Origin of the sequence: Rhodococcus sp. KRD197, from assembly GCF_017168235.1 — a bacterium.
GTDB lineage: Bacteria > Actinomycetota > Actinomycetes > Mycobacteriales > Mycobacteriaceae > Rhodococcoides.
The window spans coordinates 799,070-814,695 of sequence record NZ_JABFAO010000011.1 but is presented as its reverse complement, the minus strand read 5'-3'; the positions used below and the strand labels follow the sequence as shown (position 1 = coordinate 814,695).

Annotated in this window: 12 protein-coding genes and 1 pseudogene; 7 read left to right on the top strand and 6 right to left on the bottom strand. The window is 64.1% G+C overall.

Annotated elements, in window-relative coordinates; genetic code table 11:
• Window positions 1-633 (top strand): glycosyltransferase (locus tag J1M86_RS19600; protein WP_206511030.1); only part of this gene is annotated, 633 nt, incomplete at its 5' end.
• Here the strand turns inward: J1M86_RS19600 and J1M86_RS19595 are convergent.
• From J1M86_RS19595 to J1M86_RS19585, 3 genes are read right to left on the bottom strand one after another with little or no spacing between them, the layout of a single operon-like run.
• Window positions 615-1,661, bottom strand: a complete 1,047-nt coding sequence (locus tag J1M86_RS19595) for an adenylate/guanylate cyclase domain-containing protein (RefSeq protein WP_206511029.1) — start codon at window positions 1,659-1,661, stop codon at window positions 615-617. The genes J1M86_RS19600 and J1M86_RS19595 overlap by 19 nt on opposite strands.
• A complete protein-coding gene (locus tag J1M86_RS19590) occupies window positions 1,654-3,081 on the bottom strand; it encodes an HAD-IB family hydrolase (protein ID WP_206511028.1) in 1,428 nt (475 codons plus the stop codon). The genes J1M86_RS19595 and J1M86_RS19590 overlap by 8 nt, the downstream gene beginning before the upstream one ends.
• The gene (locus tag J1M86_RS19585; RefSeq protein WP_307786683.1) at window positions 3,081-5,441 is read right to left on the bottom strand and encodes a glycerol-3-phosphate 1-O-acyltransferase; all 2,361 of its coding nucleotides are present in this window, start codon (window positions 5,439-5,441) and stop codon (window positions 3,081-3,083) included. The genes J1M86_RS19590 and J1M86_RS19585 overlap by 1 nt, the downstream gene beginning before the upstream one ends.
• 130 nt (window positions 5,442-5,571) lie before the next feature.
• Here J1M86_RS19585 and J1M86_RS19580 point away from each other — a divergent pair, with 130 nt between their 5' ends.
• The 3 genes from J1M86_RS19580 to J1M86_RS19570 all read left to right on the top strand — a co-directional run bounded on the left by J1M86_RS19580 (window position 5,572) and on the right by J1M86_RS19570 (window position 9,099).
• Window positions 5,572-6,294, top strand: coding sequence for a DUF6319 family protein (locus tag J1M86_RS19580; protein WP_206511027.1), 723 nt, complete (start codon window positions 5,572-5,574; stop codon window positions 6,292-6,294).
• An 80-nt stretch (window positions 6,295-6,374) separates the two neighbouring features.
• Window positions 6,375-7,031, top strand: coding sequence for a peptidase S1 family protein (locus tag J1M86_RS19575; protein WP_075837833.1), 657 nt, complete (start codon window positions 6,375-6,377; stop codon window positions 7,029-7,031).
• Window positions 7,032-7,314: 283 nt separating this feature from the next.
• A complete protein-coding gene (locus tag J1M86_RS19570) occupies window positions 7,315-9,099 on the top strand; it encodes an MFS transporter (protein WP_241260211.1) in 1,785 nt (594 codons plus the stop codon).
• Between the two features lie 23 nt (window positions 9,100-9,122).
• Here J1M86_RS19570 and ilvD read toward each other — a convergent pair whose 3' ends face one another.
• A complete protein-coding gene (ilvD, locus tag J1M86_RS19565) occupies window positions 9,123-10,829 on the bottom strand; it encodes a dihydroxy-acid dehydratase (protein ID WP_206511026.1) in 1,707 nt (568 codons plus the stop codon).
• Between the two features lie 99 nt (window positions 10,830-10,928).
• On the bottom strand, window positions 10,929-11,555 hold the full coding sequence (locus J1M86_RS19560) for a hypothetical protein (protein ID WP_206511025.1): 627 nt from the start codon (window positions 11,553-11,555) through the stop codon (window positions 10,929-10,931).
• A 138-nt stretch (window positions 11,556-11,693) separates the two neighbouring features.
• On the opposite strand from J1M86_RS19560, the gene J1M86_RS19555 reads away from it, so the two are divergent.
• Complete coding sequence (locus J1M86_RS19555) at window positions 11,694-12,761, top strand: ATP-dependent DNA ligase (RefSeq protein WP_206511144.1); 1,068 nt, start codon at window positions 11,694-11,696, stop codon at window positions 12,759-12,761.
• A complete protein-coding gene (locus J1M86_RS19550; RefSeq protein ID WP_206511024.1) occupies window positions 12,761-13,843 on the top strand; it encodes a DNA polymerase domain-containing protein in 1,083 nt (360 codons plus the stop codon). The genes J1M86_RS19555 and J1M86_RS19550 overlap by 1 nt, the downstream gene beginning before the upstream one ends.
• Window position 13,844: 1 nt before the next feature.
• Here the strand turns inward: J1M86_RS19550 and J1M86_RS19545 are convergent.
• Window positions 13,845-14,213: pseudogene (locus J1M86_RS19545) on the bottom strand (DsbA family protein); the annotation flags it as partial.
• A gap of 272 nt (window positions 14,214-14,485) precedes the next feature.
• Between J1M86_RS19545 and J1M86_RS19540 the strand changes: the two are divergent.
• On the top strand, window positions 14,486-15,511 hold the full coding sequence (locus J1M86_RS19540) for a putative zinc-binding metallopeptidase (protein ID WP_075837892.1): 1,026 nt from the start codon (window positions 14,486-14,488) through the stop codon (window positions 15,509-15,511).
• The last annotated feature ends 115 nt before the right edge of the window (window positions 15,512-15,626 follow it).

The window sequence follows — 15,626 nt, the reverse complement described above, 5'->3', positions numbered from 1 at the left end:
GGGGAGGTTCGTCGAGGGTGGGGTCTGAATCCGACCGTCATCCCCAACGGCGTCGAGTCGGCGCGTTTCGAGGCTGCTTCCGTGGGCGGTGGTGACCGATGGCGCCGGAAGTTCGGACAGTACGTGCTGGCTGTCGGCGGTATCGAGCCACGCAAAGGTTCGATCGATCTGCTCGAGGCGTTCGCGTTGCTGAACAGGCCGGAGCTGGCGTTGGTCTTCGCCGGTGGAGAGACTCTGTTCGACTACCGTGACTATCGGTGTCAGTTCGACAGGCGCGCAGCAGAACTCGGCATCGAACCGATCGTGCTCGGAACGGTCGACAATGACGATCTACCGTTCCTGCTGGCGCAGGCGTCGGTGCTGCCGTTCTTCTCGACCAAGGAAGGCTTCGGGCTCGCGGCGATGGAGGCGCTCGCTGCCGGGACGCCCGTGGTCGCGCGCGATCTGCCGGTGCTCCGTGAGGTCTTCGGCGAGACGGTCGCCTATGCAGCCGACCATGTAGGCATGTCGCGGAGCTTGGCGGCCGCCCTGGATCGGCGACACGACGGCGCCGCCGGCCGTGCGCTGGCGCGGAGTCTCACCTGGGACGCAGCCGCACAGCGCCACTTGGAGTTCTACCGTTCCGTGGGCTGATCCCGCTGGCGATGGTCCTTGTTGCGGCGCAGGGCATGCGGTCTGAGTTTGTGGAACCCTCTAACTCGCATCGAACGTAGCGCTTTGAGGTAGAACTCGGAGTCGTCCTCCAGCGCCTCGGCCATGGTGCTGTCCATCAGTATTGTTCCCGGATACGCCGAACTGGTCAGCCTCGCAGCCATATTGACCACCGATCCGTACAGGTCGCCGTATCGAGCGAGGACTGGACCCCAGGCGAGACCCACGCGGAGCTCGGGCATGTCCTCCTTGGCGGCGAACGCGTCCTGCAGGTCCAAGGCGATGTGGGCGGCATCCTCGGGGGTCTGGGCGCTGAACATCACCTCGTCGCCCACGTTCTTGATGATCGATCCACGGCCACGAGCGATGATGTCCGATGCCCCCGACTCGAATTCTTCGAGGAGGGCGGTGAGTTCCTCGATCGCCATTCTTCGCGTGAGGCTCGTATAACCGACCATGTCCGCGAAACCCACGGCCAGCGTGGGACTGGTGGTTTCCTCGTTCGGGTCGGCAATGGAACGGCCTGCCGTTGCGGCGAGGTGCCTGCGCCAAGTGTACGACTGCAGCGCTTCGAGCGTCGGGACGGTTTGTGCGGCAATGGCTCTGGCATCACGTCGAATGGATTCGAGGTCTGCGCCCTCGGCGCCCTCGGCGCCCTCGCTCACTCGGTCGTGAATGTGAGTGTTGACGACCCCGACCTGCCACTCGGTCAGCCGCGACATCGTCTGCCCGAGAGTTCGGGCGATCGCGACCTCCATCTCCGGTCTGATCACGTTCTGCTCGGTGAGGCCGGTGATCATCCTCAGGGCATCGAGATCGGCGTCTGTGTAGGCGAGCGCATCGGGGTCGGTATTGATCGGGAAGCCCATGGCGATCCAAAGTTGCTGCACTCGTTCGCGTGCCAACCCTGATTTGGCCACGATTTCCGCACGGGTGTACTTGGGCCGTCCACCGAGGAGGTTGCTCTCGATCTCGGCTTGTACGACAGAGCTGATGTCGTGCTCAGGCATGTCCCAACGTTCTGTCGAAGAATGATCTGACGTCGTCGATGTAGTTGTCGATCTTCTCTGGCACCCAGTCCGCAGTGGAGATGGGTTCACCGACGGTGACCTTGACGGTACCGGAATGCGCGATGAAGTCTCTTTTCCACATTACGTCGCCGGCGTTGTGAATGACGATGGGCACGATCGGTACCCCCGCCTGCATCGCCAGGTGGAACCCGCCCTTCTTGAACCGGCCGAGTCGCGAGGTCGGCATCCGCGTGCCCTCGGGGGCGATCGCGACCGAGACGCCCGAGTGCAGCTTCTCGATAGCGGGGCGCAGCGCTTCTCGAGCCTGGGCGGGATCACCACGGTCGATATAGGCGACGTCGAAGATCTTCCCGAGGAGGGCGAACCGAGGGTCGTGTTCGAGTTCGCGCTTGGCGACGGCGGTGATGTCACGTCGCAGGATCGAGGCGACGATGACGGAATCCGCGCTGCTCTGGTGGTTGAACATGAAGACGGCAGGCCGCGCGGACCACGCGTTCTCGGTCCCTGTCACGTCCAGATCGATGCCGGCGATCGTCAGGGCGATGTCCGGGGCGATGGAGGAGGTGATGTTGGCGCCCGTTCGGCGGCTGCGGGTCAGCAGCCCGAGCCCGAGGCCGAATCCGGCGCTGGCGAGGACGGAGCCGAGCGCAGCCGTGCTGCGCACCACCGAGGTGATGTCGGTGCCGCGCTTGGGCCGCTCGAGCTGCAGTGTCTGCCAGCCCACCTTGGCGGCGTGGCGGGCGAGTGCATCGTCGGGATTGACCGCAAGCGGGTGCCCGACGGATTCGAGGAGGGGCACGTCCTCGAATCCGTTGGAATAGCCGAAGCAGACGGCCAGGTCGAGACCCTCACGGTCGGCGTAGTCGATGACGGCCTGGGCCTTGCGCGGGCCCCACAGTGAGCTGCCGACGAGTTCACCGGTGAGCACACCTTCGACGACCACCGGTGTGGTGCAGAGCAAGTCGTCGAACATCAGGTCTTCCTGCGCCGGGATCGCCTGGTACGGGGTGGCCGAGGTCGCAATCACGAGTCGGTGACCGGCGCGGCGGTGGGCTTCGACGAGGATGCGTGCCTGCGGGTAGATCATCGACGCGATCTCGTTGCGGAAGAGGGTGTAGGCCTGATCCATCAGATCGGATTCGAGGCGCCCCTCCAACCCCCTGACGGCTTTACCCATCAAGTTGTCGACGGGTGAATTTCGCATGCGCATCTCGACCACGGCGCTGGAGATCTCCCACAGCTCTCGGACTGTCACGTCGAGCGTCTTGAGCCGTTCGAGAAAGACGGCTTTGGCGGAGAACCCATCGATGAGTGTGCCGTCGAAGTCGAAGAATGCAGTGATGTCCGGTCCGGTGGGTGCGGCTGCGATCGCATCCAGTTGGTGTTGCAGGTCGATCATCAGGCGTCGTCCTCGTGATCGTCGGTGCTGGTTGCCTTGCTGGGCACGGTCAGCGGGTCCACCTCGTCGAGCATGCGGTGTGCCATGTCGCGAATCAGTCTTGCCTTCCTCGCCCACTCGTTGATCTCCTGGGCGAAGTCGCGGCGGCGCTGCGCGAGATTGTCACTACTCGGATCGACGAGGTTTCGATTCTCGGCCAATTGCAGTGCAGTGTCGAACAATTCGCCTGAGATGGACTCGCTGTGGTCCAGTTGCTGACGGAGGCGTCTGGCTTGCGCGGCGCCGAGGCACTGCGCGACGAACGCAGGTTTGTCGAAAGGTGAGTCCACCGGCTGCATCATCAGCTGGTCGGCCACCACCTGATACGCCTCCAGAATCGGTTGCAGAACGCGGTGCGCGAGATGCAGGTCCTGTGACTGTAGCTGCCGGGCGGCGTATTCGGGATCGGCGAGATTGGTACGCCAATCGGGATCGATCAGGGCAACCTCGTCCTCGAGCCGGCTACCGAAGTCGTTCTTGTCACCGAAGAAGAACTCGAATTTGAGCAGGTCTCGGAGCTGGAGCGCGGCCTGCCACATGGACTCAGGGGTGGACTCCGCGCTCTGGTCGCGATCGGGCAGTACGACGAGTTCGCCGATCGCACGCATGACGAAGTAGTGGATGGCGCTGTTGCGGAAGAACGCCGCCACCAGATGCTTGTCCTGGGCGAGGTAGAAGACCGGTTCGGGTCCCTCGTCGAAACGCTTGACGACGCCTGCATTGACCTGGGCGATCACCGCGGAACGCACGACGTCGACCTCGCTGATGTCGCAACCGCCCGCCGTAGGCAACCCACGCTTGTTGATGTAGCGCGCCAGTGGGGAGATGATCGCCCACATCTCGTGCACGTTCAGGGCGCGGTCCTCGATACCGAGCAGCGCCATCGTGACGAGGGCGGCGGGGGTGACCGGGGTGGTGTTGTTGATGGCGTGCGCGACGGTGATCGCGATCTTCTGCACTGCAACCCGCTTGTCGGGATTGTCCTCGACGACCGACTTGACGGAGATCGGTTCACCGAATGTGAGGAAGACATTTCCGCGAAGCTTGCCCTGCGCGCGAATGTAGCCGATGAGCATCCGAATGCCCTCGGCCTGTTTCTGCGCGCCGTGTGACTCCGCGGCCATGGCGCCGACCTCGTGCAGGCGGTCGTAGGTGATGGACGTCGGGACGAGATATACGTCCTCGGCGTCGCTGTTCTCCAACGCGTCGACGAGGTACGACAGCAGTCCGAAACGCGGGGGGCGCAGCTTGCCGGTGCGACTGCGGCCGCCCTCGATGTACCACTCCAGGTTGAAGCGCTTGCTGAGCAGGAAGCTCATGTACTGCCGCAGCGTCCACTTGTAGATCTCGTCCGAGAACTTGCGTTGGATCAGCACCACGCCGCTGCGTTTGGCGATGGGGCCGAGCGGCCAGAAGCCGACGTTGATTCCGCCCATCACATGGTTGAGGGGGAGGCCCTCGGTCAACAGCGCAGGCCGCAGCACCAGCGGGTCCAGATAGGAACGGTGATTGGGCAGGAACACCAGCGGATAGTTCTTGTTGAGTTCGCGAACCTTCTGCAGCTGGGTTCGATCGACGTCGACGTGGTAGGCGCGAGAGAAGTAGGCGCCGAGCGTGCCCCACATCTCGACGGCGCGGCGCGTCTCGGTGGCGACCATCTCGTGCAGGATCCCGTGCACGCGACGCTCGACCTCGGGTACGTCCTCGCCGACCTGCTCGGCGAGTTCCGCCATACCGTCGCGAAACTTCTTCTGATCCGTCATGTCCTCGACGACGAAGCGAGGAATCTTGTACTCGGACCCGATCACGTCGCGTTCTGCGCGATCGAGCGCCAAGCTCGCCTGCCGGTGAATGAACGAGGAAAGGGAGTTGGCGCCGGCGCGATCGAACCGACTCTCGAGGTCGCGGAGTGTGGCCGGTTCGCCGACGAGCACCGCCGAGTGCTCGGGATCGTCGTTCTGGACCCACCGTTGCCACGCTTTCGTCGGCATCGAGTTGCCGCGCGGCGCGAGCAAGCGCCGCACGATGCCGCCGCGCTTGCGCTGAGTGAGCGTCACCCGCAGCGGAATCAGCAGCGGATCCTCGGCGAGACCGCGGACATGATCGGCGAGTTGAAGCGAGGCTTCACCGGAGAGCACAACGGACGGTGGTCGTAGCTCACCGTCGGGCGTCGTCGCATCGATCCATTGGTTCAGTGCCTGCACTTCGAGGGTCGACGCAGCGTCGAGCAAATACACCTGCTGTCCGTTGTCCGTGGTCTGCGCATTCGAATCGACGTGATACATCGAGCCCTCCCGTTCACGTACCCGTCCGACAGGCACGGGAGTCAGGCTACTTGTGCAGCACGACCGATATACGAGTTTCACATCCGTTATCCCACACCGATCGGGTTGCGCGAGAGACCGATGTGGGACAGTATTCGCAAATACTTTCGACCAGAAGGCTGCCACGATGCCACCGCGTAGACGTTCGACGCCAACAGGCTCTCTCACGCCCGAGAATCTCGAGTCACTGGCCCACGCCCTTGCCGAGGGCAAACGCGCCACGGTCTATCTCATCGAGCCGACGCCGAGCCTCGCGCTGCCCGAGGGCACGTCGGCGAAGGTGGTCTCGATCGACGGAAACACCGTCACCATCAGGCCCAAGGGCGTCGACGACGAACTACCTTTCGAAGCCGACGAACTCCGGATCACCCGGAACCCGCCGGCCAGCCCGGCCAAGCCATCTGCAGCCAAGCCTGCCGCATCTAAGCCGGCCTCCAGGCCTGCCGCCAAGGTGGCCCCGAGGGTTGCATCACCTACGCCTACGCCTTCGCCTACCGCACCTGCGCCTGCCGCCCCTGCCGTTGTCACGCCCTCGCCCGCCCCGAAGCCTGCGGCGAGGAAGGCGCGGAAAGGCCCGGACAGTGTCAGCGTCACCATTCACGCCGGAGTGGACAACGACTGGTCCGTGACGGTCACACACGGCGCTCGGCGCCCTGGAAAGGCCCAGCCCGTGTCTCCGGAGTCGGTCTCGCGTGCGGTGAAAGAACTCGGCGACGATTCCGCTGTTCAGGCGGTCGAGGCAGTCATCACGCACGCGCGGGAGGAAGCGTCGCAGCGCGTTGCGGAGTTGAGGCGTCAACTCGAAGAGGCGCAGTCCATGCTCGCTGCGCTCGACGGCGAGAATCCCTGAGTGAAGCACTTAGCCTAGGTACTCGTCCATTGGTGCAACTTGTTGCTAGGGTTCTGCGGACACCGCTGGAGAGGGATTAAATGTTGAAGAAGTTCATGACCGTCGTCGTCGCGGCAGCCGCTGTTGCTGCAAGCTTCGGCGTCGGCACCGCATCCGCTGCGGCTCCGGCGGTACTGGGGGGTGGCTCCGGCATCATCGTCGGCAACGCCTCGGAGTGCACGCTGACCACGATCGGCAACGATCGCGCGGGGCGCCTCATTGGGATTACCGCAGGCCACTGCGGTGGCGCGGGCGCGACGATCGTGCCCGAGTACGACCCCTCGGCCGGTGTCGTCGGACGCATCGCGTTCTCGAACCCGGAATACGACTACGCGGTCATCGAGTTCGACCGCGCCAAGGTCATCCCGGTCAACCGGATCGGCAACGTCTCGATCACCCAGCTCGGCCCCCCGGCCCTGTTCCCGAACATCGTCTGCAAGGAAGGCCGCACCACCGGAAACACGTGCGGCGTCGCGTACGGCGATGTTCTGCAGTCGCAGGAGACCTGGTCGCAACTGTGCGTCGTCGAGGGTGACTCTGGCAGCCCGGTCGTCGTCGGCACCACACTCGTCGGCATGGTCAACGCGTACCTCGGTGTCGCATGCTTCGGCCCCCAGGTGGGCACCAATATCGATGCCATCCTGCGCCATATCGATAACGGCAATGCCGTCGGAGCAGGTTTCACCCCGATAGCTTGATCGCCCCAGCTTGATCGCTTAGCAAGGCGAGAAAAATGCCACCGTGTCGGATAACCGGCACGGTGGCATTTTTCTCTGCATAGACGCCCTGACTCCCCTCGATCACAGTGTTATCGACAATCATTCGTGACGGGCCTCGAGCGCACCGGCCCAAGATGTAACTGCCGCCACATCGGTTTGCGCACCTTAGTTCAACGTTCCTAGGCTGCACAGCATTGTGCTCGGTGTGTTGCACTGCTCGCTTCGCTTGCGGTGTTGCACTGTGCCATAGGGGGGAACACACATGACATTGCTCGCGATGACGCCTGTCCAAGAGATGGAGAGGCCGTACAAGAAACGTTGGGCCGCACTGGGGGTGCTGTGCCTGAGCCTGCTGGTCGTCGTCATGGCCAACACGTCACTACTCGTTGCTGCGCCGGCCATGACGATGGATCTGGCGCTCTCCAGCAGTGACTTACAGTGGGTGATAGACGGATACACCGTTCCGTACGCGGCATTGATGCTGCTGTTCGGCGTGATCGGCGATCGGTACAGTCGCCGTGGAGCACTGATCATCGGCTTGCTGATCTTCACAGCCGGTTCGATCGCCGGCGCCCTCACCGACGTCACTCTCGGGGTGATTCTGGCGCGCATCGTGATGGGCGTCGCCGCCGCGATCGTCATGCCGGCGACACTGTCGCTCCTGGTCGCGACCTTCCCCAAGCGTGAGCGCGCCACCGCAGTCACCATCTGGGTTGCCACCTCGGGTCTGGCGATCGCGATGGGCCCGTTGCTCGCGGGATGGCTGCTCGAAAGCTACTGGTGGGGTTCGAGTTTCCTCATCAACGTGCCCATCACGCTCTTCGCCATCGGCGCCGCCATCGCGCTGGTACCGCCGTCGCGGGCCGTCGATCCCGGACCTATCGATTGGCTCGGTGGCCTGCTGTCGGTGCTGACCGTCTCGTCAGCCGTATACGCGATCATCGAGGGAATGCACTCCGGCTGGGGGATCGCGCCGACGTACTTCGCCGTCGTGGGACTGCTGAGCGGTGCAGCTTTCGTTGCCTGGGAACTCCGCCACCCCAACCCGCTGCTGGACGTTCGATCCTTCCGCTCCCGCGCGCTCAGTGGAGCCGTGTTGGCGGTGCTGCTGTTCTTCCTCGTCACCTTCGGCGCCATTTATTATGTCGCGCAATACCTTCAGTTCGTGCTGAGCTTCGGGCCCGTATCCACCGGCGTGCATCTGCTGCCCCTCGCCGTCGCGGTGTTCGTGGGATCCGGCATCACCCAGTGGCTGACGCCGAAACTGGGCATGAGGTACACCGTCACTGCCGGCATGGTGGTGGGCACCCTCGCGATGGTCTCTATGCTCGGAATCGAAACCGGTGCAGGCTATTCGGACTTCCTTCCGGTGTTGATCCTCCTTGGTCTGGGCATCGGTCTCAGCGTGTCCCCGTGCACCGACGCGATCATGGCCGAGTTTCCCGACAACAAACTCGGCGTCGCCGGCGGACTCAACGACACCGCACTCGAACTGGGTGGATCACTCGGAATCGCCATACTCGGCTCGGTTCTCGCAACCTCTTACCGCAACGGAATCGCCGAGTTCCTCACCGGCTTCCCCGGCAGAGGGCCAGGAGGCGAGCCGACCGAGCAAGCGGCACAGGCCATCGAAGCATCCGGGGATTCGGTGGCGGGAGCCGTCATCGTCGCGGACATCCTGCGCGAGAACCCCTTTCTCACCGGCTACGCAGACAACCTGCAGCTCAACGCGATCAGCTCCTTCGTCGGCGCCGTCGTGGAGACATCGCTGATTGCAGCCGTCGTATTCGGCGTGGGTGCGGTGATCGTCGCGCTCATGTTGCCGCCGGCGTTCGATCGTGCTGTGTTCGATTCAGCTGCAGCGCGTGAGGTCGAAGAGCTCGAACGTCTGATGGAACGACCGGCGGCAGCTCAATCGAGCACTTCGACCTCGTCGCAGGACAGGCTGAACATCTATCAGTTCGCCGATTCCGGCCATCCCATACACGCTCGCCTACACACCGAACTCGAGGAGCGGTCGAGCCCGGCGTGGGCGATGCCCCTGTAGTGATGCACCTGTAGCGATTCCCGCTAAGCGAGCACAGCGCCGCTCGACGCCGAGCCGACGAGCTTGGCGTACTTCGCGAGAACGCCGCGGGTGTAGCGGGGCGGTAGGGGCGCCCAGCCTTCGCGGCGGGATTCGAGTTCGGATTCGTCGACCAGCAGGTCGAGGGTGCCCTTTCCGACGTCCAAGCGAATCTGGTCACCGTCCCGAACGAAAGCGATGGGACCACCGTCGACGGCCTCGGGGGCGACGTGACCGACACACAGGCCGGTGGTGCCGCCGGAGAAGCGCCCATCGGTGAGAAGCAGGACGTCCTTGCCGAGACCGGCGCCCTTGATCGCACCCGTGATGGCCAACATCTCGCGCATACCCGGACCGCCCTTGGGGCCCTCGTAGCGGATGACGACGACGTCGCCTTCGGTGATGGTGCCGTCCTCGAGCGCATCCATTGCGGCGCGCTCGCGCTCGAAAACCCTTGCCGTACCGACGAAGACGTCGGAATCGAAACCGGCGGACTTGACCACCGCACCGCCCGGGGCCAGCGAACCTTTCAGGATCGTGATGCCGCCGGTGGGGTGGATGGGCTCGTTCATCGCACGAAGCACCTTGCCGTCGGGATCGGGCGGTGCGATGTGCGCGAGATTCTCCGCGACTGTCTTGCCGGTGACGGTGAGGCAGTCGCCGTGCATGAGGCCGGCGTCGAGCAGCGCCTTCATCACGACGGGGACTCCGCCGATCGCGTCGACGTCGGTCATGACGTGCTTGCCGAACGGCTTGACGTCCGCGAGGTGTGGGACCTTGGAACCGACCCGGGTGAAGTCGTCGAGAGTCAGTTCCACCTCGGCCTCGTGGGCAATGGCCAGCAGGTGCAGCACCGCGTTGGTCGACCCGCCGAATGCCATGACGACCGCGATGGCGTTCTCGAACGCCTCCTTCGTCATGATGTCGCGGGCGGTGATGCCGCGGCGCAGCATCTCGACGACCGCTTCACCGCTGGCGTGAGCGAACTGATCACGCCGCCGGTCGGGAGCTGGTGGAGAAGCGCTGCCGGGCAACGACATTCCCAATGCCTCTGCAGCGCTGGCCATCGTATTGGCGGTGTACATCCCGCCGCAGGCGCCTTCGCCGGGGCAGATGGCGCGTTCGATGGTGTCGACGTCGGCACGCGACATCAATCCGCGCGAACACGCGCCGACGGCCTCGAAGGCGTCGATGATGGTGACCTGGTGTTCGGAACCGTCGGACAGGGTCGCGAATCCCGGCAGCGTGGAGCCCGCGTAGAGAAAGACGCTCGCGAGGTTCAGTCTTGCCGCGGCCATGAGCATTCCGGGCAACGATTTGTCGCAGCCGGCCAGCAGCACGGATCCGTCGAGGCGCTCGGCACTGACCACGGTTTCGACGCTGTCGGCAATGACCTCACGGGAGACCAGCGAGAAGTGCATGCCCTCGTGACCCATCGAAATGCCGTCGGAGACAGAGATGGTGCCGAATTCGAGGGGGAAGCCACCTGCGGCGTGCACGCCCACTTTCACGGCTTTGGCAAGCCGCTCCAGGGAGAGGTTGCACGGGGTGATCTCGTTCCACGACGATGCGACGCCGATCTGGGACTTGCCCCAATCGTCATCACCCATCCCGACCGCACGCAGCATGCCGCGGGCGGCGGTCTTCTCCAAGCCGTCGGTGACGTCGCGGCTCCTCGGCTTGACGTCCGGCGATTCGTTCTCGGTCGACATGACACTCCTGACCTGTGCACGGATATGGGCTGTATCCTTCGGTCAGCCTAATCGCCACCGTGCGGCGTCCGCGCCGGGGACGATGTATCGACGTGCGGACTACAGCTCCTCGAAGCAGACGATGAAGTTGCGCTCGGGGTAGCGGAACCCGCCGGTCGCTGGATCGGGGCATCGCTCGACGTCGATGGTATCGGCCAGGATGTCGGTTATCAGATACGAATCGGTCGACGGCTCGGCGGCTGAGGCGTCGCGGCATTCGATGCGCTGTGGATCCTCCGATCCCAGATCGATACACCCTCCTACCACCCAGTCGACGTCGAGGCAGAGCGCGCCCTGCTCGATCCCACCGAACGTTTCGTAGTACGACTGGTCGATATCGGTGGGGCATTCTTCCTGTGAGGGTGCCTTCGCGATCACTACGAAGTTCGACTCCGCGCTGCCGCATTCGGCATTGTCGATGGTCGCGTTCGCCTGGGTGCCGCCCAACCGAACACAGTCGCCGATCTCGACATCGATATCGACGTCGCCGCCGAGATCCTCACCTTCGCGGGCGGGGTCCTGGCTGGGGGTGCTCGGCTCGCTCGTACTCTGCTGCGACGAGGCGACGGGATCCTGCTCCGGAATCGCGGTCGGGGTGATGTCTGTTCCGCACCCCGCAACGATCATTGCAGCGCAGGCGATGACGGCCAGCGCTGCCGAGCGCGGCCTTGCGAAATTGGGAGCCATCACGGTTGTTCCTTCGATGTCTGGTCTCGGATCGGAAGAGATTCGAAAATACCCGGTGCGATCGACGGGTGCACGAGCAAGACAGTTTTCCATCCGACCAGCGATGAAACACAGAGCAGATGAGGCACTATGGGTGCTGTGGACCTACCCATCGAGTGGCCAGTCGCGCCGATGCTCGCCAAGGCGGCCAAAACCGTGCCCGAGCAGCCGGGCGACGGCCCGCCGGTGTGGTCGTACGAGCCGAAGTGGGACGGTTTCCGTGCCATCGTCTTCCGCGACGGCGACGAGGTGCGGCTGGGGTCGCGTGGCGGGAAGGACCTCGCGCGGTACTTTCCCGAGTTGGTCGAGGCCATACGTCGCGAGTTACCGGAGCGCGTCGTCGTCGACGGCGAGATCGTCGTTCCGCGCGAGATCGACGGACGCACTCGGCTCGACTGGGATGCGCTGTCCGAGCGCATCCATCCCGCCGATTCACGTGTGCAGATGCTGGCGGAGAAGACTCCGTCGATGTTCGTCGGTTTCGATCTGCTCATGCATTCGGGCACCGATTTCATGAACGAGCCGTTCGCTGCTCGCAGAGCGAAGCTGCTCGAGGTGATGGTCGGCGGTGATCGGTGCCAGATCACCAGTACTACCGACGACACCGCCACCGCCCAGGATTGGTTTCAGCGCTTCGAAGGCGCCGGCCTCGACGGCGTGATCGCCAAGAAGCTGGACAGCGTGTACCTGCCGAACAAGCGTGAAATGGTCAAGATCAAACACGCCCGCACGGCCGACTGCGCGCTCATCGGCTATCGAGTGCACAAGTCCGGCAACGGAATCGGTTCGCTCCTCCTCGGACTGTACGACGGAGATCAGCTCCGAATGATCGGTGGCGCCTCGGCGTTCACGGACAAGCGACGCGTAGAGATCCTCGAGGAACTGCAACCCCTTCGTATCGGCGAGGATGTCGTCTCCGACGCCGAGGCCAACCGATGGACCTCGAACAAAGATCGCAGCTGGGTGCCGCTGCGCGTCGAACGCGTCGTCGAGGTCGCGTACGACCAGATGGAAGGGCAACGGCTTCGGCACGCCGCGCGGTTCCTGCGTTGGCGCCCCGATCGCGACCCGAAGAGTTGTACCTACGATCAGCTGGAGGTCCCGGTCGACTACGACGTCGCCGACGTGCTCGCCGGGGGCCCCGACAGCCCCGCCGGGGAGTCCTGATGGCAACGAAGACTCCGCCCGCATTCGTCGAAGCAGGTGGCCGTGAAGTGCGGGTATCGAGCCCGGACCGCGTCATCTACGAGGCCACCGAGCGCACTCCGCCCATCACGAAGCTGCAGGTGTGCGAGTACTTCGCCGCGGTCGGCGAGCCACTCGTGCGTGCCATCGGAGAGCGTCCGACCGCCATGGAGCGCTGGCCGGACGGCTACCGCGAAGGGATGCGGCTTGCCACCGGACCGCAGGATCGTGAGGGCGACGGCTTCTATCAGAAGAGGCTCCCCAAGGGTGCCCCCGACTGGATCGAAACGGTGAAGATCGCGTTCCCGTCCGGCCGCGGAGCCGACGAACTGTGCCCGAGCGAAGCCGCCGCGCTGGTGTGGGCAGCTCAGATGGGCACGTTGACATTCCATCCGTGGCCCGTGCGGCGACCGGATGTCGACCACCCCGACGAGCTTCGACTCGACCTCGATCCGCAACCCGGCACCACGTTCGCCGATACGCAACGGGTGGCGGACGTGACACGTGAGCTGCTCGAGGAACTGGGGCTGCGGGGTTACCCCAAGACGAGCGGCAACCGGGGCATTCACATCTATGTCCGCATCCGCCCCGAGTACACCTTCGAGCAGGTACGACACGCGGCCATCGGACTCGGCCGCGAACTCGAACGTCGCGACGAGGGCGTGACCACCAACTGGTGGAAAGAGGAGCGCGGCGAGCGAATCTTCATCGACTACAACCAGAACAACCGAGACCGAACCATTGCCAGTGCCTGGAGCCTGCGCGCGCGGCCGGGCGCACCGGTGAGTACGCCGATGACATGGGCGCAGCTCGCCGAGGTGACCGACCCGCGGGAGTTCAACCTCGTCACCGTCCTCGACCGACTCGGCGACGGTGATCCCTGGGAGGACATGGACGCGCAGGCGTACTCGCTCGACCCACTCCTCGAGCTGTGGGAATCATTGCCTGGTGGCGAACTCAACTTTCCGCCCGACTATCCCAAGATGCCCGGCGAGCCGCCCCGTGTGCAACCGTCGAAGAAGGTGGCCGAACACTGGGACGCCCAGGGCAACCGAATCGAGTAGCTCAGGCCTGCTCCAACGCCCGAATCAGCGAGGCGGCGTCGTACGGGCCGGTGTGCCGAACCAAGTTGGTGTCGCCGCGGCCGAGGTAGAAGGTAGGGGTTCCCTCGACGTCACTGCTGTTTGCGTCCAACTCGTCGTCCTCCACTCGGATGACGTAGTCGCCGGTGCGGAGGTCATCGTCGAACTTGTCGATGTCGAGATCCAATTCGACTGCGTACCTGTCGATATCGTCCGGTTCCAGGGCGTCACTGTGCGCGAACAGTATGTCGGCCATCTCCCAGAACTTGCCCTGAGCAGCTGCAGCCTCGCTGGCCTGCGCAGCGTGACGCGCATGCGGGTGGTAGTCGTCGAGCGGAAGATGCCGAGAAACGCTGCATCGGTGACGCCGCGGGTGTCATCGCCGGCGTCGATGTCGAGGGGGCCATCACGTGGTTCCTGGGAACGATCGAGCTCCTGGGGACAGCTGCGTGCTCATCGGTGTGAAGATCCCCTCGATCGTGGTCGTGGTGTCGATCATTCGTTTCTGTTAGTTATTCGCTGCTATGGGTACAGAGCTACCGTCATATTCGCAACAGGGCATTGATGCACGGAGGTCAGCCTCCGAGCCGACGTGCCATCGTCGGAAAAACGAAAGTCGGGATCATGCGTGACTTGATCTGCCGCAAGTGCGGTCAGAAGTTGTCGTTCGAGAATTCGCTGTGCCTCAATTGTCACAGCGCCTTGGGCTTTCACCTGCCGTCGCGGTCGCTGCTGGTATTGCCCGACCGCGCCGATCACGGAGCAGCCGAGGTCGACATCGACGGCACGACATGGAGGACGTGCGCCAACCTGCACATCGCCCGGTGCAATTGGTTGGTGAACACGACCGATGCCGAAGAGCTCTGCTCCTCGTGCAAGCTCACGCGCATCCGGCCCGCCGACGACGACCTCGACGCGATGGCGGCCTACGCCGAAGCCGAAACCAACAAGCGGCGCGTGGTCCTCGAACTGACCGAGCTCGGCCTGCCGATCGTCGGCCGTGACCAGGACCCGCAAACCGGTCTGGCATTCGACCTGCTCTCGAGCGCCGATGAGCAGGTGTTGACAGGGCACGCCGACGGGCTCATCACGCTCGACCTGGCCGAGGGTGACGACGTCCACCGCGAACAGCTTCGCGTGTCGATGTCCGAGCCGTACCGCACTCTCGTCGGGCATTTCCGTCACGAGATCGGCCACTACTACCAGATGGTGCTGGTCGGTGCCGGTGAACATCGCGCACGGTTCGAGGAACTCTTCGGCGACCCGGACACCGACTACCAGGGCGCGCTCGACCGGCACTACAAGGAGGGCGCACCGGAGAACTGGGAAGACGACTACGTCTCCTCGTACGCGACGATGCATCCTGCGGAGGACTGGGCCGAGACCTTCGCGCACTACCTGCACATTCGCGACACACTCGACACCGCTGCCGCGTTCGGCATGGCACAGGCCGGGTCGACGCTGGACAGTCCGCTTCCGGGCGATGTCGGGTTCGACCAGATCATCGAATGGTGGTTGCCTCTGTCCTGGGCGCTCAATCAGATCAATCGATCGATGGGCCATCAGGATCTGTACCCGTTCGTGCTTCCTCCGACAGTGATGGACAAGATGCGATTCGTTCATCGACTGATCGCACCCAGCACGCTCTGATCCTCGAGTCGTCGGTCCGTTCTGGACACGCTCACAATGGAGGTATTGTCGTGGTTCGAGCTGTCCTTTCGGCACAGCGTGCGGAGGTGGTTCCCATCAGTGACCGAACAGTCGA